General features: G+C 34.1%; 10 protein-coding genes. 5 read left to right on the top strand and 5 right to left on the bottom strand.

Going from position 1 to position 24276, the window contains the following annotated elements; all coding sequences use genetic code 11:
• Window positions 1-2 precede the first annotated feature (2 nt).
• Window positions 3-1421, bottom strand: a complete 1419-nt coding sequence (locus tag CC99x_RS09175) for an HlyD family efflux transporter periplasmic adaptor subunit (protein ID WP_158003241.1) — start codon at window positions 1419-1421, stop codon at window positions 3-5.
• A 288-nt stretch (window positions 1422-1709) separates the two neighbouring features.
• On the opposite strand from CC99x_RS09175, the gene CC99x_RS09170 reads away from it, so the two are divergent.
• The 4 genes from CC99x_RS09170 to CC99x_RS09155 all read left to right on the top strand — a co-directional run bounded on the left by CC99x_RS09170 (window position 1710) and on the right by CC99x_RS09155 (window position 12805).
• Entirely contained in the window at window positions 1710-3242 is a 1533-nt protein-coding gene (locus tag CC99x_RS09170; protein WP_057625563.1) for a sensor domain-containing diguanylate cyclase, read from the top strand.
• Between the two features lie 78 nt (window positions 3243-3320).
• Window positions 3321-4607, top strand: a complete 1287-nt coding sequence (locus tag CC99x_RS09165) for a patatin-like phospholipase family protein (RefSeq protein ID WP_057625564.1) — start codon at window positions 3321-3323, stop codon at window positions 4605-4607.
• A gap of 658 nt (window positions 4608-5265) precedes the next feature.
• Window positions 5266-9996 (top strand): hypothetical protein, encoded by a 4731-nt coding sequence (locus CC99x_RS09160; RefSeq protein WP_057625565.1) that lies wholly within the window; start codon window positions 5266-5268, stop codon window positions 9994-9996.
• Between the two features lie 190 nt (window positions 9997-10186).
• Complete coding sequence (locus CC99x_RS09155) at window positions 10187-12805, top strand: ankyrin repeat domain-containing protein (RefSeq protein ID WP_057625566.1); 2619 nt, start codon at window positions 10187-10189, stop codon at window positions 12803-12805.
• A 274-nt stretch (window positions 12806-13079) separates the two neighbouring features.
• On the opposite strand, the gene CC99x_RS09150 is transcribed toward CC99x_RS09155, so the two are convergent.
• Genes CC99x_RS09150 through CC99x_RS09140 form a run of 3 tightly spaced genes read right to left on the bottom strand, consistent with a single transcriptional unit; the run spans window position 13080 to window position 14387 of the window.
• Window positions 13080-13217: a hypothetical protein gene (locus CC99x_RS09150; protein ID WP_259596574.1), complete on the bottom strand. Its 138-nt coding sequence runs from the start codon at window positions 13215-13217 to the stop codon at window positions 13080-13082.
• Window positions 13218-13228: 11 nt separating this feature from the next.
• On the bottom strand, window positions 13229-13972 hold the full coding sequence (locus tag CC99x_RS09145; protein WP_259596588.1) for a transposase family protein: 744 nt from the start codon (window positions 13970-13972) through the stop codon (window positions 13229-13231).
• The gene (locus CC99x_RS09140) at window positions 13932-14387 is read right to left on the bottom strand and encodes a hypothetical protein (RefSeq protein WP_259596671.1); all 456 of its coding nucleotides are present in this window, start codon (window positions 14385-14387) and stop codon (window positions 13932-13934) included. The genes CC99x_RS09145 and CC99x_RS09140 overlap by 41 nt, the downstream gene beginning before the upstream one ends.
• 181 nt (window positions 14388-14568) lie before the next feature.
• Between CC99x_RS09140 and CC99x_RS09135 the strand changes: the two genes are divergently transcribed.
• A complete protein-coding gene (locus CC99x_RS09135) occupies window positions 14569-23979 on the top strand; it encodes a preprotein translocase subunit SecA (RefSeq protein ID WP_057625059.1) in 9411 nt (3136 codons plus the stop codon).
• Here CC99x_RS09135 and CC99x_RS09130 read toward each other — a convergent pair.
• Window positions 23976-24257 (bottom strand): BolA family protein, encoded by a 282-nt coding sequence (locus CC99x_RS09130; RefSeq protein WP_057625060.1) that lies wholly within the window; start codon window positions 24255-24257, stop codon window positions 23976-23978. The two genes, CC99x_RS09135 and CC99x_RS09130, sit on opposite strands and share 4 nt — an antisense overlap.
• Between the last annotated feature and the right edge of the window lie 19 nt (window positions 24258-24276).

The raw sequence follows: 24276 nt of genomic DNA, 5'->3' as shown, positions 1-24276 counted from the left end.
TATCATGGTAAGTACATCCAAAGTTTAGATTTGAGCCATAAACTAAATTGTCGTGTCCAAATCCAAATTATATTTTTTTTGCCGACTTCTATTTTGGTTTGACCTGTCATGCCAGGTAAGATAGATTCATATTTCTCTTTAAAGATGGCTTCAACTCTAAAATAACTTAATTTATCTTTGGCAAATGAGACGGGGGTTATCTTTACAATTTCGATTTGATAATTTTTATTTGGTGCTCCATTGAGACGTAATTTTCCATTTAATCCACTAGAAATATCATTAATATATTCTTCATTGATGTTTAATATAATTCGGTATTCATTCACAGGACTCAGTTTATATAATATTTTACCTTTTTCTACAGGTGAGCCAATGGCGTTTCTTAGATCACCTTCAATCACTATCCCATCGAAAGGAGATATAAGAGAAAGTTTGTCAAGTTTTCTTTGTAGTAAATGTTCTTTTGCGCGTGCTTGAACAATCTGTGCTTTTATGACTCTGGTTTTATTTCGTTGGTGTTTGCCAAGTGCTTGCCGATACTCTGTTTTGGCTTTTTTTACCATATTTTGTAAGGATAAATGCTCTAATCTAAAATCCTCATCGCTAAGCTTTCCCAATATGGTTCCCGCTTTAACGAGATCTCCAGGTACAACAAAGCTTGACTCCAAATATCCATCAAAGGGCGCGACGATAGAACGCTCAATTTTACCTTCGATCGTAGATTCTGCCGATACGGAATAATCTCCCTTTATAAAACTTAAAAGTATGATTAGCATGGTGGCTAAACCAGCAGCACATTTTATACTAAGATTATTGCCAAATTTAAAATAGCTATAGGTATGCTCAACTATTTTTTGGAGAAGGCTACAACTTTCTCGCCTTTTATGTTCGATTATAGGCCCAATAAATATGGCAATTCCTTTGCATAAATCTTTTTCTCTTCTAGAGAAAAATTGACCCGCCCTTTTTTCAAAGCACAAAGCACCTATGATTTTTTCTTCAAATACCAGTGGAATAGTAAAAATTGAACTTGCGTGCGTGATATTACTGAGTTTTTGATGAAATAAAGTGATGGAAAATGGTAAGTTTTCGGTTTCAGGGTATTCAATGACAGATTGTTGTTCAATCGCTTCTTCCATTGCATTTGCTATGGTTTGATTGAGCTCAGAGTGTTTGTCAAAAACGGAAACATTAGAAAGAGCAAATAAATCAACGGTATTTTTCTGATATAAACCTAAGCTTACACGCTCACAATTGAGATAAAAAGCAAGGTTAGAAAGCAGTGCACTTGCAGATTTTGCAAATTTACTGTTCTCTAAGCACGCTAATAACACTTTAAACATGACAAGCAGATTGAGATTACTCTCTCTGTTATTGTATTGATTTACAGATGCTTGCCTGTCTTTTATTAAATCATTCAATAAAGTTACTCTAAGATTCATCTGTTATGACTAGAAGCTGTCTCAAAAATGCCATTTTTCGTTGATCCTTTATTGTAGCTCCTTTTACGCTGCTCATTTACATCTATGTAAACTGTGCTACTCAAAGAATCTGCGCCTTGGCTGAACAAAAAATTACTATTTTTGAGACAGCTTCTATATTGTTATCGTTGAAGTAAGCTAAAGCTTAAGATCAAATTATTTTCTTTATATTTTTATTAGTGCTGACGATATATAGTCACAGCACATGACTTTCTTGGGGATGATACCTTGTTTTTATCACCTGCTGTAAAAATCAGTATTTGTCTGGCATTGATTGCAATGACTGTTTATTTTGTGGCAGATGAATTGGGTTTAACGGTCGATCACCAGCAAATCAGAGAAATGGTTTGGGCAAAAAACAGTGAATCTTTAGCTGTGCAGCTCAGCGCTTCATTGACAAATACCAATAAAACTGTTGCCGTCGCATTGATCAAATCTATCGCTCATTTAAATAAAGATTTACAGGCCATCGCTATTGAACATAATGGAAAGATTATTGATAAATACGGAAATATTGATACAAAAAAAATCAGTGCGTTAAAAAATAGTAGTGGTTATTATCGCGTCCCACTCTTTAAAAATAATGAGACTTGGGGATATATACATTTTGTATATGCACTAGAGAATTCTAGTATTCTCTCAAGTTTTATGGACAATAATAAGCTTGTTTTACCAATCTTTATTTTCTTTAGTTCGCTGATATTTTTTTCAATTTTATTAAAAAGCATTGTGAAAAATTTGGATCCATCTTCTGTTATACCAGAGCGGGTAGGGCGTGCATTTGACACCTTGGCTGAAGGTATCATTGTCTTAGATACAGATCAAAATATTCTTTTGGTTAATCTTAGTTTTACTAAAATGATTGGTGTTGAGAAAAAAGAGGTTATCGGAAAACATATTAATAAACTGCCTTGGCAATATAAAAGTAATGAGATTATCATAGCACCTTGGGAACATGCGGAGCGTGATAAAACGACTGTGATTGGAAAAGTTATGAATGTGATGACTCATTTGAAGGAAGCCAAAATATTTAGTATTAACTGCTCACATATTGTAGATAATAATGACAATGTCAATGGTCTGCTTATTACCATTGATGACATTACTGAGAAAGAAAATAAAAATAAGGAATTGTTTCTTACTGTGAAAATGCTTAATGAAACAAAGAAAAAGCTAAAACAGAAAAATAAAGAGCTTAAAGAGATCGCAGATAAAGATCCTTTGACAAATTGCTTAAATAGGCGTGCCTTTTATAAAATTTATACGGCACTTATTGAAGATGTGCATAATACTGGAAAAGATCTCTCTTTGTCTTGTATGATGTTTGATATCGATCATTTTAAAAAAATTAATGACAATTATGGGCATCCGGCCGGTGATGAAGCCATTAAAACAATCGCAGGTATATTAGAGGAAAATATAAAGACTCAAGACAGTGTTTGTCGCTATGGTGGTGAAGAGTTTTGTATCATTATGAAAGTACCTGTTCAAGAGGGGTTTCGTATGGCAGAAACCATTCGAAAAAAAATAGAATCGCATGTTTTTGGTGAGGCTTCCTTGTTAAAAGGACATAAAATAACATGCAGCATTGGCATCAGCGAGCTTACAAGTCAGATAAAAAAATTAGAAACGCTCATCGATTATGCAGACAAAGCATTATACTATGCAAAAGAAAATGGTCGTAATCAAGTGATTTGTTGGCAGAATACAGCGCTTCAAAATGTATCTGAGAATTCTGTGCACAATAAAGATACACTATAAAATTAAAAAATTCTGTATTTATTATATTTCTATTTTGCTTTATGCTGAAAGCACTCAAGGCAACAAGGATTCGTTGCAGTGCAAAAAGGACCTTCCACAATACCTGAAAAAATACCTCTATTTCGATTTTTAGCACTTAAAGGCGGTGGCTCCAGGGGCTTTATTCATTTAGGCGTTGCCATTGCTTTAAAGCAATTAGCGTTGTTAGATGAAATTGACATGGTAGCTGGTAGTTCAGCAGGCGCTATTGCTGCTTTATTAATTGCAACAGATTGGCCTGTTGAGCGTATTATGACAGAATTAAACTCGCTTGATTTTCAGCAACTCATTTATCAAGAATGGGCATTCATGGCACCTTTACGTTTACATCAAAGTATGGGGCTGCATTCAGGAGATGGATTAACAAAATGGTTTCAAAAAATAATAAAAGAAGTTACAGGTGATGAGCATGCTACTTTTTTAGATTGGCATGAAAAAAAGGTGGCGCTTGATCATGAAGCCTCAGTACAAAAAATGAAGCATTTGTATATAGAAGCTTGTAATATTCAATCTGGTTTCAATGAAGAATTTTCTCATACTTCACCTCATAAAGATGTGCCCATTGCACTGGCTTTGAGTGCTTCCATGGCTTATACAGGTTTTTTTACACCTAAAGAAATTAAAGGCAAACTCTATTCGGATGGTGGATTGCAAAGTGACTGTCCTATCCTATTATTTGAACATATCCAAGGTGAGCCTAATCCATTGATGTTGGCAGTTTGGCTTGATAGTTTGGATAGATTAAAATACATTATCCACGGTGACATGCCAAATGAGATAGAAGTCAAAAGCCTTTCACAGCTCCTGTATTCCCATGCCGTTGCCATGTATAACGTCCAGCTCAGAAATCTCTCCAAAAGTGCTTATAAAGATAGGCTGATTTATTGTGATACTTTAGATGTAGATAATTTAGATTTCGATTTATCTGCAGAAAGAAAAGATAAACTCATCCAATCAGGCATTTATGGTACCGTTCGATTTTTTATGATGAATTTTCCAGAATATACATCAAAGCATTTTGATGCAATATTGTTAGAGCATATGCATAATCTCAATTATCCTATATCAATTTCTGAATTTGAAAATATACCGATCTTTGTGCCAACACTGTGCCCATCAGAGGTTGATGATGCTTTGAACAGTCGTTGGCATTATTTGCCACAATTTAATTATACACTTGAACAGACGCAAAGATGTGAGATAACAACGCCAAGTGCTGGCCTTTCTGTTCAAGGCGAATCTATGCCTAAAGATATAGATAAGTTACAAGAAGAATTTAGCAGTTTAGAAATCTCCCCAAGCAAAGGTTGGTGTACGCTTATTTAAGAAAAGCAGCATATGTACAGAGCAATTGCACCCGTGATCTAGAGCACCTCTGATCCTACCCTATGCACACATTTTCTTTAAACAGTAGAATATATTGTGTCATGCCAGCGAAGGCTGGCATCCAGAATTTATCTTGGATTAAGTATTCAAGACTTGTTCTATGTTTTCTTTTAGCAGTTTAATAAAGCATGGAAGAATTGATTCTTGATATGTGCTAGATGCCAGCCTTCGCTGGCATGACAACATAAATCACTTAATGTAAGTGATAACACAGTACTTAATAACCAATTTATCTTTAAAAAATAAAATGTGTGCATAGGATAGCTTTAATATATTATTGCTGAAAGCGTCAAGGACTGAAGTGATGGAAAATATTCTTAACAGAAAGTAATTAGTTCTGATGCTTTTAGATATTGAAAAAATTTCGAACAGATTGTTTTAAAATATAGAACAATTGTTGTTTTTATTGAAAATGTATGTTTTTTTGACATTTTAAAATTATTGAGGTAGTATCCATCTCCTTATCTAATCATCTAAATAACCGCATGGGTTAAATGTAGAATGTAGAATGTTGAAATCAAGCATTATTATGAGATCTATAGAAATAGATTTTTTAAATAAAATTTGATTTTCTAAGATGAATCTCTAAGAGGTAATAATGACGTATACCAATGAAAATAAGAGAATCGTAGACATGAATGATTTTGTTGATGTAGCTCTTTATCAAGCAATAAAAGAAAAAATTCGATTTCTAAAACAAAATCATACACAACAGCCTCCTTTTGCCTTCAAAGATAATCTGATATGGAAATATAAAAAACAACTTATTTCTATTTTAGAAAATGCGTTGCTGCAAGCAAATCCTACTGAGGTATTAGAAAAATTCTTAAATGACAATTGGCGTATGGTGAAGAATACGTTGTTAAGCTATACCGCTTGTCCAGAAGATGCGATCACCTTATTGCTATGTGATATTGCAGAAGTAGTAGGGCAGCAATTAAATAAAGCAGCTATCACTATTTTGATGCCTGGAATTAGTTTGGAAAACCTTCATCAAAACTATCCATCTTTAGATAGCCTCAATTTAAAAGCGGTACTAAAAAGCCATATATTAAAAGATTCTGGTAATTATCTTATTCCATTGCGGCTCTTAGCAGAATTAAATGTACCAATGAATAGCACACGTTTAAATAATTATTATTTTGATTATGCTATTGAAAATACAGAGGGAGATGACTTTATAAATGAATCAGAGTTACGACGTTTATTTGCATACTCTGAAGATACTTTAGCATTATTTAATGCAGCGTCTGATTATGAATTATTGTTAAATAATAAAGGATTATTAGGATATTTAAATGAGCTTGTCAGAAACCTTAGGATGAATAGCGCAGCGGTTAATGGTAGTGAAACAAATGCTGGCAATCAAGTTTATAGTGCCATTATTCGATTTAATGCTTATTATGAAAGTTTGAGTGAAAGCACTAAGCAGATGATTCCCTTAGAAATTAAAACTGAAATTGATTTGCTATTAAATTTGTCATCAAATGCGAGCATTAATGCTAATGCAACTGAAAATTTAGAAACTTGTGTCTCAACTCGTCAAACTGCTCTAACAATGGCTATAAGAAATAATGAAGATGTTCTTGCTCGATTAGAAATGAATGGTGAAAAGATGAGAGAGCATCTTTCAATAGTAAAGAATCATTACGAAAATTGTAAAAATATCTTGATAGAAAATATTAATGCAGACAGGTTAACTGGATCTGACACGCTATACATAAATTTAAGACTGCTTCAAGCTCTAGAAATTACACCAATTCTAAAGACACAGGATGATTTTGATAACTTTATGAGTTTGGCGCCTGAGGAGATTAAGGAAATATCTGAAAATTTTAATATTCGAAGCGCTCTGGCATTTCTTCTTTCGCGACGGTATGGACTTCCCTTGTATTTTATGGAGCTTCCACTTGAGCATTTACGTGTATTAATGTCTGTTATTGATAAATGGTTATATGCCATTGTTAATCTTCAAACATTTTCACAGATTTTCATGTTGCTTGAAGGAGAACGTTTAGAAATTGTTTTTGATGCTTTTTTAAAAAATGGTATTTCACAGATTCGTTGTATACAGGATATAGTGACTATAACTAAGAATTTAGACTCTGAAAAATGTGCAAAAATTTTTATTATACTTGGAATAAATTTCGATACGATTATGATTCTTTTGACGGTGCTAAAAGGTGCTCATCTAGATAAAATTTTTGAGGTTCTTCTCAAGCATAAACTTTCACTAGTGCATAATATAGAACAGATAAAAAAAATAGTTAGTGTTTTAGATTTTGAAAAATGTACAAAACTATTTATTGCTTTAAAAGTAGAAAGTGCAAATATCAACACAGTTATAAATTTATTGAAAAACATTAAGGGGGCAGATTTAGATAAAATATTTGATATTTTAATCAATATTATGATTCCTTTAATTAAAAATTGTGAAGATCTAAAGAACATCGTATGTGAATTGCCTCCAGAAAAGTGTGCTGTACTTTGTGCTGCATTAAAACCAAAATTTTCACAAATTTTGCAAGATGAAGATGACTATGAGGTTTTTTTTTCTGACTTGAGTCAAGCAAAAATAGATGCCATTTTCTCCTCTTTGAAAGAAAATTTAACTGAAATCGTAGATTGGACTCAGGTGTTTTTACAATTGGGTACTGTATTGAATATTAATGATAATTCTGAATTATATAGAATAGTTAAGCCTAAATTCAAAGAAATGATTCACGACATATATAATGTTTGCGATATAATCAATGGTATAGAATCGCCTGAATTATCTCGAGAATTTTATATGAATTTTAAGTGGATGCTTCCAGACTTGCTTCAGGACTGTGGTTCATTTCTTTCTTTATATAATTGCATATCCGATGAATTAAAAGCGGATCTTTTAGAAATTTATATAAAACAGATATCTGACTTTATTGAGAGCGATGAAGATTTGTTAGATATATTTTCCATACTACCACTTAAGTATAGAGCAGAGTTGAATCAATGCTTACAAAATAAATTTTCTATATTCATGTCAGGTTATGCACTTGCAACAGGATTACAGCGCAAGAGTTCTAAAATAGCTACAGAGGTATATGATTTTTTTAAAGACAAAATATCTATTCTTATCACTTCGGAATATGTTTTTTCAAATATTATTGAGTGTCTTGAACCTCATCAACGTACAGAATTTTTTAATGCACATAAAGAAAAACTTCTAATGCTTGTTACAAGTGCTGAGAAGCTCAGCAATGTATATTGTAAAACACCAAATGAGCATCGGGCAGAGCTGATTGATCTCTTTAAAGAAAAAATCACATCTTTAATCAATACACCTCAAGATTTTTATTGGGTATTTAACATGTTAGAGGTGGATGATCTTAAAACAAAGCTGCCTGATTTTCTTGTTTTTGCCCTCAATCATTTTAATAAAATTCAGGATTTGGAATTTATACAACAATTAATCCCAGAAAAATGCGCTATATTGTGTGAGAACCTACAGCTAAAATTTCCACAAATTATGATAAATCATGAAAATGATTATCATGACTTATTTTGTAATTTAACCGCAGATCAGATAACTGCTATTTTTTATGCTATCAAAGATAATTTACCTACTATTGTAGGTTCATTTGAGGAGTTTCTAGAGATATCTAAAGCCTTAAATGCTACAGATCTTGCTCAAATGTATCATCTATTCAAACCTAAATTGCACGATATGATTGTTTGTGGATGTGATCTTGTTGATATGTTTTCTCTTTTTAATGATGAAAAAAATATTGATGTCTTTAGGGATTTTTTGTTGGATTTTAAAGAAAAAATTCATGATTTAGTTGAAGATTATGATGTCTTTATAGATTTGTGGAACTTGACCTCTGATGAATTGGATGAATTGTTCTTTGATATTTTTATGGATAAAATACCTGGTTTTATCAAGACCGAAGAACAGCTGCTCCATTTAACTCTTATATTGCAACATAATAATAAAATTGAACATAATGAATTATTACGTCAAAATTTTTCTGCTTGTATAAAATCTGGTAGTGAGCTTTCTATTCTGTTGAGGAAGAGCTGCATTGATTGTGCAGAATGGAAAAAAATATATTCTTTTTTTAAAAATGAAATACATGCAATCACCAAAACGATTTATGATTTTATGGATGTGGCTGAGTTGCTTGAGCCTTATGGGATAGATGACTTTTACAAAGAGCATAGAGAAAAAATCCCAGAGCTTATCAATAATGCTTCGGAGCTCAATTATGTATTTAATAAATTCTCAAAAGAACATCTTGCAGAATTATTCGTTTTGTTAAAAGAAAAAGTACCTGATTTTATAAAAGAAACTCAAGATCTTTATCATATATTAGGCATCATAAATAATAAAAATATAACGCCAGAGATACATTGCTTTTTGTCTGAGGTTATTGAACAAAAATATCCATCAATCATTAAAGAGGCTAAGCATTTTGGTGCTTTGTTGCATATGATTCCTCTTGATAGTGAGGTTTTCTTGCAAGACAATGCTTCTTTTAGCGCTATATTTTCTAAAGCAATAACCAGCCCCAAGACTTTAAGAGATATGCTGTCGGTGCTTAGACCTATTCATTGTCAGCTCATTTGTGGAATATTTAAAGATAAAATTTTAGAAATCATAAACAATGCTGATAAATATGGGCAGGTGCTTGCTTGGTTAACGCCTGAGCAATGCAAAGCTATTTTTAATGAGATGAAAGATGATTTTCCAGAAATAATTAAAAATGTAGAAGACTTAAGAAAATTTATCAGTTGGTTAAATCCTATGCAACGCGCTGCAATTTTTGAAGCATTAGAACCTATGCTTTATGGAACTATAGCTAATGGTAAAGGATTTGGCAATGTGGCTTGGATGCTCGATAAAGATTTGCGTGAACGTATTTGCAAGAAAATGATGCCTGAGTTTACAAATCTTATCCATGATGGTGAGGATTTTTTTGAGGTGCTCAGATGGCTGAATGTTGCTCAAAGCGAACTACTTTGTGAAAATATTAAAGATAGAATCCCAGATTTTATTAAACAATGTGGTAGCTTTGGAAAAATAATTTGCTTTTTAGATCCTGCAAAACGTAGAGTAATTCTCGATGTGATTGTCAAAAAATTACCTGATATGATTGAGAGTGGATATGAGTGTGGAGAAGTGTTGCATTGGTTCAATGCTGAGTTACAAGATGTAGATAAGACAGGGTTAGTTAATGAGGAATTTACAAAAATACTTAGCTGGCGCAAACTTCAGCCATGTTTTCCTATGACAGGTAATAATGATAATATGAATAGCGCTTCTAATAAAAGTCGGTTGATAATGTAATGTTTTGATTTGTCACAGGGTAATCGCACTTGCGATCTATAATGCTTTGCCTGATTGTTTTTGAGTTTTGTGATTTTTCGCTTAAACTTTTTTCAAAAAATAGTGTAATTACCCTGATGTTTTATTTGCATTTTTGAACTTTTTCTCATCTGATGGGGTCTTTGTTTAGGATCTTAGGAGAGAAAAATATATGCCTTTCCATCCAGCACATCCATTATTTGTTCTGTTAGAGTCCATTGATCCGGATAACGAGGATCATCTGACTTATTTTGCAAAAGAAAATCAGAAATTTCAGCTACAAATACAAGATGGATTGTTGCATGCGCACATGAATCGATTGCGTATTAAAGAAGGGAAAGAGCCAAAAGAGGTATTAGAGATTGGAGCAGACGACGCTGTACCCTTTCGTATTGCATTAATACTGGATTATTTAAGCGTGCTACCTATTGAGCAAGCTCGAGCCTATTGTCAAAAAATTTTAGAAATTTCAGAGAAATTGGATAATGCTTTGGCAAAAGCGCCTCAAAGCAAAAAGGATGGTGTCATACGATGGGGAGAAGAACAAGGCTTTCTTACAGGTTTGGAGGCGGCTTTTGAGGCAGCGGAAAGTTATGGATTTAAGAAATCAGACAATAAAGACTTGGAAGAAGCATTTATAACAATTCATGACGCACAAACCAATGCATCAAAGGAAAATTTTTTTAAGCGTATTTTGGCGGTTGATCCTTCAAACAATTTGGCTGTCGTGGATTTTTTCCAAAGAGCAGAACAAGATCTCTTAAATGCTAAGCGGCTTGTCTTGGGAGATGCTATAACAGGACTCGATGAGCAGCTTCCTGTACTTATAGCCTTCTCTACAGGTATTGTATTAGAAGAAAATATTGATTCAGCAGCAATACAAGTGATACTTGATAAATTAATGGTGATTAGTGACTCTTTTTTAGAGAGCATACGTGCATTGCCCAATGGAGACATGCAAGATAGATTACAAGAACAATATGCATGGTGTTTTAATTTATCTTCTGCACTTAGTTATGTAATACAGAATAATGCTATTGAAGTGTTAAGAGATCCTAAAACCTTTGAGCATTTTGCTAAACTTTATCATAATAAATTGGATGTGGTCGTACAGTTTAATACTATAATACGAGAAACTCAGAGAGATTTAGATAAAGAACATGATCTTAAAAAGCGGTTATCTTATCAAAATGAAGATGATAGTATTTATAAACAAGCAGATACAACTGGTAATACACTCTTACATTATGCAATGCAAATACTTGCAATACCTTTAACAAAAGAGCAGCTTAATCCCGTATTACAAGTGATTGAACGAAGTTTGAAAGAGGGTGTAAGTTTAGATCTTGAAAATAGAGATGCTAAAAGTCCTCTTGACCTCTTGGCAGAAGTAGCAACAGGGAATTTTAAGCATGATATCATGCCTAAAAAATTATTTGATGAATTAAAAGAAAAAGGCATTGATTTAAAAAAACCACAATTTGAAGGATATAGTATTGGTTCTTTTACCGAACCCTTCATTATTTTGAGTGAGCGTAGAGAAACCACGCTCTTAGCAGAAATTCTAAACAAGAAAAATCCTGATAATTATTTGTCTTTTTTACAATTGGCGCTGATGCGAGAGCCGGACTTAAGAAGCAATATAGCAGATACTTTGCTTAATCCTAATGTTTCGGGTGATACGGTGTTTGGAAATTTATTCAAAAATCCAGCATCTAATCCTGCCGCAATAGCCTTTGCATTGCAATGTGTTGATCTAAAAGATAAACGATTTGCCAATGTGGTATGCGATGAAATACCAATAGATAGTCCTTATTTAGATTTGAGAGATGAGAAATTTTTAAAAAAATGGCTTAATGAAGGATTAAATATTAATCATCAAGGTGAAAAAACAGGTAATACACTCTTACATAAACGCTTTCAACAAGGAGATTCTGCAGATGTTGTCACTTTATTAAGGCAAGGTGCCAATCCAAAACTTAAAAATTATGAAGGGCATACAGCACGTGCTTCGAAGCCTGAGCACAATATTTCTATCTTTGCCATAATGAACTATGGTGTTAGATATGCTACAAAAACATTGAATAATGGCGTAAAGCGATTATGGAATGGATTAAGAGGCAAAAAAGAAGTGTTGCCAACGACTTTAGAGCAAGCAATAAATCATAGCGATGAAAAATTGGTTGTTCCCCTAGAAAAGTCTGAGCCTGTTGTTATCCAAGAAATGCAGCAAAAGAAAGGCGTGAGATTTGCGGGCGACTCTGTAGAATCAACAGTTTTGTCCCCTGAGTCACTCAAAAGTGAGTGGAAATCTGTACAACCCTCGCATTCAAATTCTCAGGCTTCTCTTTTAATGCGTAAAGCCATAACACCTATCGCAAGTGAGCATAAAGGGCATAAACAAAAGAAAGCGGTTGTGGTAAATGCTGAGTTAAAAGTTGAGCTTGCGCCTTCATCAGCAGTTGTTGCTTCACAGTTCTGTATTGAGCAATTCCAACAAGCTTTAAAAGAGTTGGAGTCTGGTAGATTGCCGAGTTTTTGTCAAGCTGATGTGTCACTCAGAGTTGCTAGACAGGCGTGTATAGACATTATACAAAAGATGAGCATCTTAGAAAAAGCAGGTAAAGTTGAGCCTACGGCGATTCGCATGGTTGCCTTTGATGTAGGTGCTGGGCGAGTGCTTAGAAAAGAGAACCCGCTTTCGAAATTGAGAAGAACGCTTGAGGGAATGGAAAATACATCTACATCAAAATTTAGGCCTGGTGGAAGAGACCCTGCTTCTGGTGCTTAAGTTTCCATTAGATGCCGTATTTTTGGCTTGCGAGATAAATTGCTTAAATCTCGAGTCTACCATTAGACTGAGGGATGAAATGTTTCTGCTTGATGGGTAATTGACTTCATTTTTCATCCTCATTGAATCTTAGAATATCTACTGTACACCTATGCATCTTTGTATTATCACATTTTCTACCTTCTTTATATTTAAGTATTTGTTATTAATGGATTTTTATATTTTTCTGTGAGCGGGATATTCCCTTTTGTCGCGTATTGCCTCATAGCAAAACCTAACCCAAGGGGTCGTTCGTTGCCTCATAACTAAAGTAACCGAGAACATTTAATTCAAAGACTTTTATTTTGTTAAAAGCAGATAAAAAACAAACAGTAAGCTCGAGGCCGTTGCTGAATAGATATGCAATATTCATCTTTCTTCTCCTTAGAGTCGTTGCCTCACATTTGAACTAACTTTTATGTGCTTAAATATTTCAACCAATTTTGTTTCTATTATTTTCTTAAGTGTAAACGGATTAAGGGTTGCATGAATAGCCTGTAGTTTTTCTTTTGTGGTATCTGCAACAGAATCTGACTCTAATACCCGCTCATAAGGCGTTTTTGCAGGTTCATATTGTTTCTTGTATTTAGCGCCAATACGCTCTTTGCTTTTTAGCTTCATCGATGGCATGAAGTGATTTTGAAGCAGGCTCCATTCGTTTCGGTATAAATCATTCATCAAAACAACCGTTTTCTTTTTGTCTAGCCTGTCATACCCAAATAGGTTTCGCACATGCGTCCAATTTTTCTGTTCTACATGAGCATTATCATTCTTTTTATAGGGGCGTGAACGTGTAAACTGAACAGGCTTTTCTCTTTTAGTAAAATAATCATGTAATGCATGATTAATAAACTCACCGCCGTTATCACAATCAAACCCTAAAACCTCAAAGGGTAAAACCTTTTCTATATCACTGATACGTTCATAAACAAGGCCACCTTCTTTATTCCACATGGCTCGATTTTCTGTCCAACCTGTAAAAATATCTGTAACGGTTAGACTCCAAGCAAAACGACCAGCAACACTATCGCCACAGTGCGCAACAGTGTCTGCTTCCACATAACCTGGCCGTGTTATATCCCAATGACTAAATTGTATTTGTATATGAGATGCCAGGTTTGGTTGCACAGCGTCCTTTAAGTTTGTTTGTCGCTCGTATAGGCTTTAGTAAGCGATCGATAGTAGCAGGGCTAATTGATAATAGCCGGTGCCTTATTTCAGGTGCTAGAGAGCCATAGGTTGACTCATAGCTTGGCAGCCAGAGTTTAATGATGGGTTTTAGCCTTTTGCCACAGGGTTGGTCGGCGGTAAACCAAATCTGCTTTAATGGCTCTAAGAGGGCGGGTTTATCATACACTGGTTTTAATCCCACTCTCTTTTTTTCCTTAACTGGTTTCTTCTTTAGTAGCTGAATCGCATATTTTCTATTGTATCCACATACAGCACAAAACTCATTGAGTATTGCACTCTTTTTTGACCTATCAGCATTCACGTATCGCAACAAAATCGCTTGAAGATAGCTCTTTTTTTCTTGATACCCCATATGTGTAACCTCCTGTTCCCTGGTTACTTTTAATATGAGGCAACGAAGCCTACTTTGCGTTCATAGAGTTAGATTTAATTTGAGGCAATTCGGTCGCTACAAGCGCTTTGTAATATTTGAACTTTTTATCTTCTAAAAAAGTCATTTCTGCATATCCAGAAATAAAAAGAGATTGAAAAACATGTCTCATCCAGCACAACCTTTATTTACGCTTTTAGAATCTATCGATGAGAATGCCCCAGATGATTTAATAAGATTTGCCAAAGAAAATAGAGTATTTCAGCTCTATATCCAAGAAAATTTATTAAAATCACATATTAATAGGCTGCGTGTAAAACAAGGGAAAGAACCTAAAGAAACAATGGAGATTGGTGCAGATGACGCCATGCCTTTTCGAATTGGTTTGATTTCTGATTATTTAAGTAAAATTGATAAAAATAAAGCAGATGAATTATGCAAAAAAATGATTAATGTTGGGGAGAACTTTTTTCAACTTTTAGATAAGCAACCTAAAAAAAATAAAGATGGCGTTATTTTATGGGGGGAAGAACATAATTTTCTTACAAGCGTAGAAGGAGCTTTTTCAATAGCTGCATCATTTGCTGATTTTAAAATTCCTGAAGGCGATCAAGATTTAGGAGATGTTGCTGAGACCCTTGCCATTGTTTCATCAGTAGAAAATCCTTTAGAAGAGTCCGAATTGAATGATGCGCTTCAAGGCGATGCAGTAATTTCAGAACCTCAGAAACGTTTGTATCCACTTAAAGAAGTAGATGTGGCTGATATAGAAGAGATAGATTTAAGCAGCCTATCTAGAGACGATTTGTTGCAAAAATTAAAATCTCTCCAGGAGTTAAAAACTGAAAAAATAGCGATAAAATTTCCATCCGACCTTACAGACGCACAATTACAAGATATTCTAAATACAATCGATAAAAATACATATCTAACTAATATTATACTCATTGGAAACTTATTTGAGCCTCAGGCAAAATCAATAATCGATATTCAAAATAGAAATAAATTAATAGCATATTATGATATAGAAAGAGAAGGTATGGATGAACCTTGGAAGTCATTAATGGATGTGCATTTTAAAGATTATAATGCAAGTGGTCGTTATGATATTATAAAAAATTATCGTAATAATGATTTTGTTACTGCTGCTACAGAATTAGGGACTACTTGGCACAAGCATCTTTTTGAGTATTTTTCTGACAATAAAGCTCAATTGGAAATGATGGGCTTTCCTTATAACCGATTTTCTCCAGGGCTTAATTCTGATGCACCCTATGATATGTTGGCTCAAGCCGTAATGTTCAATGAATATGCCAGCAGACCAAATGCATACTTACCTTTCTCAGAGATTTCAATCCAAGCAACTTCATTTGATACATCCACAGCGGGTTTAAAAAAATTTCATGATGAGATAGTAAGTTTTTTTTCGCAAGCTGCACGTCATAATGTAAAAATGATTGGGATAGGTTATGTGGGGAGAGAACAGAAAGAATTTGAAGATAGTATTCACCCTCTTTTAGTAAAACTGCTTGAAGCTGCAAAAGAAGGTAAAATAACCACACAGCTAAATTTCGGAACAATGAGAAGCTTAAGGGATGAAGATAATATAATCTTTTTACAATTAGAGAACCAAATTCAAAAGAATATTCGAACCAAAAACCAACAACTTCGAAGAGGTCATTTTGATCAGGATAGACAACCAAACATTGAGAAAGAGCAACTTCAGAAAGAATTGAAAAAAGAAAATATTAGGGCATGTAAACGAAATGCTGCTAGTGCCTTAGAAAACATTGGCGTTGAAATTCAAATGCAACAGCAACAGCAGCAGCAACAACAAGAACAGCAGCAAGTTCAAATGCAAGCACAAAGAGATCAAATGCTTGAAGATTTGATGAAAAGAAAAGGTAAAGGTGGAAATATACCTGTTGTTGATTCAAAAGGTTTTCTTGATTTTAAAAAATTTAGCGAATTATATGAGCAAAATCCAAAATACACTAGAAACGCATATGCTTCTAACAAAGCTTACAGTCAAATCAGTAGGGTGTGGTCAAATATTGTTGGAGATGGTGGTTATATTAAAGGGATGAGATCAATATCAGGAGAAGAAGGTTTTCCTCCTATTATATCTGGCATTTCCAAGTCTATAGCTGATTTAATCGTAACTTATCCACAATTATTTGTTCAAGGCCTCAATCTTAATGATTTGCCTCCTGGATTTATTTTAAAACAAGATAAGGATAATGAAAAAAATTATTTGCTGGATTATGATTCTGCTGTTGCAAAATTATTATCCGCTAATCCTGATAAACAAAGTGACATGCATACTAAAATTTTACCACTTCTTTCTAGTGGTAAACCATCTTGGAGTGGCGATGAAAATCAATACTCTGCTTGGGTCGATAATCCTTTAACGTCTGAGGATTTTAAAGGATTAGTAGGCCTAGGTGATAAGAAAATATTCCAAAAAGGAACAGAAGAAGAAAAATTAAGTCTTATCTTAAAGTTGATTAAAAATGAAAATTTGGATTTAGGTATAAAAATTGAAGCTGATTATAAGTACTTACTTTCTTTATTCAAAGAAGAAGGTGCTCTGATTAGCTTAAGTAATATTGTATATGTTGAAGGTGCCCAAGGTGTTAAAATTCTCTTAGATAAACTCGATGACATGAGGTTAAAGTTAGGTGATGATGCAACTGCTAGTTTTATTAAAAATTTTATTGCAGCAAATCCAAAAGAATCAATTAATCTAATTGAAAACGCAGGTTTAGAAGGCATAGACAAATTAAAAGATTTTTCGGCAGGTGAGTATGCTTGGTGGATATCTTTAAATGATCAGGAATTTTCTTATAATAATGATATTCATTTTCTAGATCAATTAGATGCATTTTTAGAATTTAAAGAGAAATTAAAAGCCATTGATCCAAATATAAAAATGGAATCTCCTTGCCCACTTGATGATGTTAAAAATATGAAAGTGGCCTTATCTAGAGTAATTGATATTGTCAGTAATGCACTGGACCCTCAAGAACAATTTTACCATTTAAATGGATTGAAGTTAGGTAATTATGATGCATATCATGCAAGCCGAGAGGGAGGCTATTATTTTGTTAGCAAAGAAATGGTATTGGATGTAGAACGATTAGATTTAATAATATCGGATGATGATAAAAATAGAAATTTATATGAAGTCAAACTTGAAGATTTTTCTAAAATAAACAATGCTTCTGCAAAACTTGATGATTATAAAGTTCATTATTTCAGATTGTTAGGTCAGCAAATATATCTGGATAGTTACCAAAAATATGTCGACCTAATAGAAAAGTTAGATTTTTTCAGTCAACAGTACACCTCTTCTCTTGGTGCCAAAGAGGCTGTTGTTTTAGGTCTAGATTCATGGGAGATAGGGAAACCAGATTCAATTCCAAAAGTTGCACTGGGATTGATTGCGCTTGCAACCACACATAAGAACGCAATGGGTACGATCAAACCAGAGATGGTTGATCAAATATTTAAGGCATTTGAGAAAATTGAGGCACTAGATCTTAAAGAACTCAAAAAAATTGAATCAGCATTATTATCGTATTGTTCTCCGGAAAATACTCAAATTGCAATCCCGGTCGGTTATCAGTTACCTGCCTTAATTCAATTTCATGCTGAATTAGGTCCAAAACATGAATGGAATAAAAATCCTGCTAATATTAAGCTTATTTCGGAGAGCTTTTTTAAAATAATTGATACAAAATATAGGGGTTCTGAGAAATTTAATAATACAGTGAGTGAACCATTATCTGCTAAAAATCTTGTAGAAGTGATAGAAGCTATTTCACAGTCTGAAGTGTTGAATAAAGATGAAAATAAAGTACTTAAAGACAGTGTCTTTAAGTTATTTGCTGCAATGAGTAAGGATACTTTTAATGAGGAAAATTTAAATAAGCTCATCTCTAGCATTGAAACTAAAGCACAAAACCCTGAAGACATGAAAAAAATCCAAATAATGATGGATATATTGACGGGTATTGATCCTAATCATGCTAAAACGACTGCCTTGCCTAATGTATCTCAATATCATGCAGTCGTGATAGCGATTTTAGAAGACAAAACACTCACAAGTTACTCAGATATTTTTAAGGCTATTACTAAAAGTACAGGGTTTGAAGGCTGTCATTTTAGCAATACAAATATTCCTGCTTTCGATCCTGATGCTGCAAAGAAAATGATTTCGGAAAATAAAGCTGAAATAAAAGAAGCTTTAGAAGGGTTAGGAATGACATTAGAGGATAGTGATTTTGATGATCCTGTTGTGTTACTTAATAAAATAAAATCTGTTGCTGATAGAATTCCATTTTTATCAGCTGTATTGGGTAAATTTAAAAATGCAATTGTCACTGAGCACTATGCTGCGGTGAACGAATATGCTAAATCAAAACTTGTCACAATTGGAGAGTCAGATCAAACAATCAAAGCGCTTTCTTCAGTTTTTGAAAATCAGCTATACACTAAAGATGTTGAAAAATCATCAAATGTTGAGGAGCTGTTAGCGACACTGCAAGGTATTGAGAGCAGAACTAAGAATATCAATGCCTTGGTAGATGTTTTGGCGAGAGTAAAATCTAAGTCACCCGCTGACTATACGAAAATTGTTGATACTTTAAAGTCCGGTCATGGAATATCTGAGATACCCATCACTCATTTAACAGCAATCATTGATAAGTTGAGCAGGGCGCATCGAAAAGAGTTTCCACATGAAATATTAGAATCTATAGCGAATAATAATTCTGTTAAGCAAGGGCTGATTCAAGGTTGGGATGATGTTGTAGAGCAAAAGTTAAATGATCTATTAAGAAATACAGATCTTGCTTTTTTTCAGACCAGTAAAGCTGTAAATTTAATTTTAAATCTGATTGGTCAGAAAGCACATAAAAATGAAATAGATAAATTTAATAAAATCCTTAGCGAAAGTCCAAATGTACGAACTGGATTAGTTGATTGTCTGGATAAAATTTTAAATGATAAACATTTTGAGAGATTTGATTTAGTAAGAGACAAGAGATTGATTTCTTCTATCCACAGTGTGTTAGAAATATTAGGAAGCCAATCGAATGCAGAACAACTGAAAAATATTTTTTCAAAACAATTAACTGCCTCACCTTCTGTTTTGTTGACTGCATTGCCTATATTAAATGATATTTCAGGTGAACATAAAAATGATACTGTTTCAAGTCTTGTGACGATATTAAGTCGTTTACAGCCTGAAGATAATAATGAAAACGATGTCACTCAGCTTTTAGCGTTTTTAAAAGATCAAGATGCCTCCTTTTTACATCAATTGTCGAAGTTTGATGAAGATCTTGGTTTTCCTTCAAGTATTATTATTTTAGAAACCATTAAAGATGGTAAGAGCATCGATGATTTGATTAGCTCTCGTATGAAAGAAATATCTGAGAAGCGAGATAAACTGTTAGGTGAGCAATTTAATGATTTAGAAGTGCATCGTGTTTTAGAAGGTATGGTAGATCTTTCTAAAAACGATCGAATTATGTACGAGCAACGTAAAAAACTTCAAGAGCAATTTTATTTTATCAATGCCATAGGGCATACGCATACAATTAAAACAGATCTTTCAAATCCAGATTCACCTAATAAAATTATTAAGGATATGTCAAGGCAAGAGCTTTTAAGCTTGTTGCAACAACATAAAGATAGATTTAGAAACCCACAAGCCTCTGATAAAGAAAAAACAGAATCGCAATTAATTTACTTAGCTCTTTTAAGAGAGAGTATGTATAGAACGACGGGTAGAGTTCCTTATTCAACACAAGTCTTATCTGTCTTAAATGCTATTAATAAAGGTAGTAACAACATATCTGAAATTCAGACGGGGCAGGGAAAATCATTGATGTCAGCGCTATATGCTTGCATGTTAGAATTGGATGGGCAAGCAGTTGACGTGTGCACCTCTAATTTGCAGTTAGCAAAAGAGAGTTTAGATGAAAATAAGAAATTTTATGATTATATTGGTGTTAAGGTCGGTGTTATTGATAGTAGTTCACCATTAGAAGATTATAATCTTTCTGGTATCAACTATTCTGATGTAGCTCAACTAGCACTGTTTCGTGCAAAAATGCAAATTGAAGCTGGAAAAGAGCCAGAGAAAGCATCACTCGTATTAGATGAAGCTGATTACACTTTATTAGATGACACCACTCAATATCGGTATGCTGTTAGCTTAGATGATGTGGGCGATCCTAGCTTTAATCCCTATGGTTGGGTTTATGAGCTTGTGAACCAATTTATTGAAACATCCAATTTTAATGATCCACAAGCATCCATTAAAGATGACATTAATAATCTAAGAGCCTATTTGATTGAGCATGCAACAGGGCCACAGAAAAATTTAGCGAAAGATCCAAATCAGATAACAGATAAGCAGCTTGACATTTGGATAGATTCATCTGTTGCTGCAAGAGAACTATATAAACAAAGAGATAAGAGGTGGACGTTAACGGAAGAAGAAGAATATGGAAAAAAGATATCTGTTGCTAGACTCATTGTGAACGATCGAGTCAGCCCCGATGCACAATGGAGTAATGGTGTGCAACAGATGATTCATGCACGAATCAATGCTTCTGACCCAGATATCAAGGATGTCAAAAAACCAAAATGTAATATTGACCCTGAAAAACAAGCAGTTGCGAGTACAACCAGTAAGAACTTTATAGATTACTATAATCAAAAGGGTGGGCATATATATGGTATGACTGGCACAATTGGATCTTCTGATGAGATTAAAGAGCATAGACAAAAATTTGGTTTTGCTCTTACTTCAATTCCTGCACATCAAGGGCAAAGAAGAATTGATCGAAAACCCATCATGGTTGATACTGATGCAGCACATCAAGAAAAGATCTTTGCTGAAATTCTAAAGAAAATTCGTGCCAATGAAAAAATGCCTATTTTAATCATTTGCAAAGATGCACCTACTTCCAAAGCACTTGCTGAATATATTGAGGCAGAATTATCAAAGCAACAAAAGCATTATCCACTTACTTTACAATTATTCAATGGTGTAGATAAGAAAAAAATTGATTATACTGCATCAGGTAGCAATATCTCAGCGCTGGGCGATGAATCTAAAATTAGAGACTTGGCAGGAAAGCAAGGTACTATAACGATCTCAACTCCGATGATGGGACGAGGTACTGACTTTAAGCCAGAAAAACTTAAAAAAGGAAAGAGAAAGGATGGAGAAGATGAAAGCTGGATAAAACATCCAGACGGCTTATTTGTAATGCAAACCTATGTAGACAGTGATAGAACCTCTAGACAGATCGTTGGTCGTTCTGGACGTCAAGGATGGTTTGGTGAATCAATGACCATTGTAAGTAAAGAAGCGCTAGCACGTGATTTTGAGCTGGTTGGTCAGAGAAATAAAACGATTCAAGATGTTGATAGCGGTATTGAAGAAATTCGATCTGTAAAAAATCTAAGTGCGAAAGAAAGACGCTTATTGTCAGAAGGATATGGTGATATGCGTAATGACTTTTTTGCGAAAGTAATTCAATTGTTAGATAGGGTTCCAAGTTACAATGAAGAGCAAGATTTTGCCTATCAGCAAGAATTAGGAAAAGATGAAAAGGATCGTGATCTTGAACAATTTGATATGCGTTCATCTGCAGATATTAGAAAATCTATATTGAAGCAATGGGAAGTATTTTTGAATGATCTAGATTTAGAATGGAAAAAAATTCTCAGCGAACAAGATAAGCCTGATTTAGAGCATTCATTGGATTTACTATCAAAGAATGCACTTTCTAAATGGGATAAGATGATACAACCTTATCAGGCAATTGCTCTAAAAGATGGTGTGGAAGTATTTAAATTAAAAATCAGTTCAGATGAAATGGCTGAAATGATAAAAGAAATTATTGCTTCACGTAATAAGGAAATGAAATTAACACTTCCAGATAGTCATAAAGCATTACCCAGAGAAGTGAATATTCATAAAGTCGTTTGTGATACGAGTACGACACCGAGTTTAGATGTTCTGAAGTTTGCTCACGATAAAGAGTTGGATCTTTGCTTAGATAAGTTACAAGCTATTGTGAAACATAATAAAAATATTGAAATTCGCTTTCCAAGAGACTGGAACCTATTACAACCCGCAGCTAAATTTAAATTTCTTCATGAGTCTACCCAAAGCATATTATCAAGTCCAAATAAAGTGGAAGGATTTCAATCATTATTAGAAGTGAGAGCTTTGGAGAGAGATGTAAAATCAATATCTGTTTGGATGTCAGGTTTCCCAGAGTTAAAAAGTTTCTCTGAAGAGAACAAGATGGTTCAATTTCTAGCGGATATAAATGAAAGAGCAATGCTGAGTAAGAGATCACCAGAAAAATTAATAGAACACGACAGAGACATGTTAGCAAGAGAGCAGCAAGGATTGTATCTAGGAAAAGTATTTAGTACTTATCTTAATACCAGAGACATTACACTTTTCGAAAGAGTTAAACCAGATATTCTGGCAGATGTTAGTGATTATAAAAAAATGCATTTTATCTCTCGTGTAAAAAGAACGGAAGCATCTAAATTGTATGACGCCATTGAAAAAGCTAAAAATTTTAATGAGCTTTTAACACTTGTGGTAGATGCTAGAAAATCAGTGGCTACTACAGAAAAGAAAACAGATCTTTCTGGGCGCTTTTTTATCCAAACGGATAAGATTTTAGAGCGATTGATTGCGAATGCGACAAGTAAAAATATTGAGACAGTTAAAGCAAGAGCGATAGATGATGTGTTTACAGTATTATCAACGATTGAAAGCCAAACTAAAAATCCTAACATAATACAATTGATGACTGTTATCAAAAACAATGAGGATAGCAAAACAGACCTATCAAAACTCAATTATTTTTTGGTTCTAACCCGTAATGCTTTAAGTAATGAGCCAAAACTCGCAAAAATGATAAATAACAAGATTAATCAAGTGATTCGTTTACAAGAAAAAGAGAAGATGATAAGTTCGATTAAGATGCCTGTGATTGCTCAGCAAGAATCTGCAATCTCTCTCTCATCTATACCTGTCGAATCTATACAGAAACCAGCTTGGGAGCCTGGGGTTATTCGAGCTGCACCACTGCAACATACGCATTCTTTATCATATAAGCCGCTTATGCTTTCTAATAATCAAATGAAAAAAGAACAGTCAGAGCAAGATCCAACACTTTCTGTCGTATTAGAGCCGGTGCAAACTGTGTATCAAAGATGTGCAGAGCAATTCCAACAAGCTTTAAAAGAGTTGGAGTCTGGTAGATTGCCGAATTTTTGTCAAGCTGATGTGCCACTCAGAGTTGCTAGACAGGCGTGTATAGATATTATACAAAAGATAAGCGCCTTAGAAAAAGCAGGTAAAGTTGAGCCTACGGCAATTCGCATGGTTGCCTTTGATGTAGGCGCTGGGCGGGTGCTTAGAAAAGAGAACCCGCTTTCGGAATTGAGAACAAAGCTCGAGGGAATGGAAAATACATCTACATCAAAATTTAAACCTGGGAAAAATCCTGCTGCGGGTGCTTAAACTTCACTCGGTGCAAGTGCTTTGATTTGGATGGCGTGTATCTCATTAGGGATCATATCTTGTATTGTCGCATAAACCAGCTGGTGCCTTTTGACTTTTGAGAGTGCTTCAAATTGAGTAGCAATAACAATCACTGTGTAATGACCTGCGCCACGTTCTGCGCCTGCATGACCAATGTGCTGTGAGCTATCATCAATAATTTCAATGGATTGTGGATTGAGTGCCTGTTTGATTTTCTGTTCTATGATTTGTACGCGTGTCAGTGTTTCAGTATTCATATTTATTCCAATTTTATAT

The organism is Candidatus Berkiella cookevillensis (genome assembly GCF_001431315.2).
GTDB lineage: Bacteria > Pseudomonadota > Gammaproteobacteria > Berkiellales > Berkiellaceae > Berkiella_A > Berkiella_A cookevillensis.
This window is presented reverse-complemented; position numbering and strand designations above follow the sequence as displayed.

What these genes read in the sequence shown, in the direction of transcription:
- CC99x_RS09160 (WP_057625565.1), top strand. Translation starts at nt 5,266, where the DNA reads ATGACGTATACCAATGAAAATAAGAGAATCGTAGACATGAATGATTTT.
- CC99x_RS09155 (WP_057625566.1), top strand. Translation starts at nt 10,187, where the DNA reads ATGCCTTTCCATCCAGCACATCCATTATTTGTTCTGTTAGAGTCCATT.
- CC99x_RS09150 (WP_259596574.1), bottom strand. Translation starts at nt 13,217, where the DNA reads ATGAATATTGCATATCTATTCAGCAACGGCCTCGAGCTTACTGTTTGT.
- CC99x_RS09140 (WP_259596671.1), bottom strand. Translation starts at nt 14,387, where the DNA reads ATGGGGTATCAAGAAAAAAAGAGCTATCTTCAAGCGATTTTGTTGCGA.
- CC99x_RS09135 (WP_057625059.1), top strand. Translation starts at nt 14,569, where the DNA reads ATGTCTCATCCAGCACAACCTTTATTTACGCTTTTAGAATCTATCGAT.
- CC99x_RS09130 (WP_057625060.1), bottom strand. Translation starts at nt 24,257, where the DNA reads ATGAATACTGAAACACTGACACGCGTACAAATCATAGAACAGAAAATC.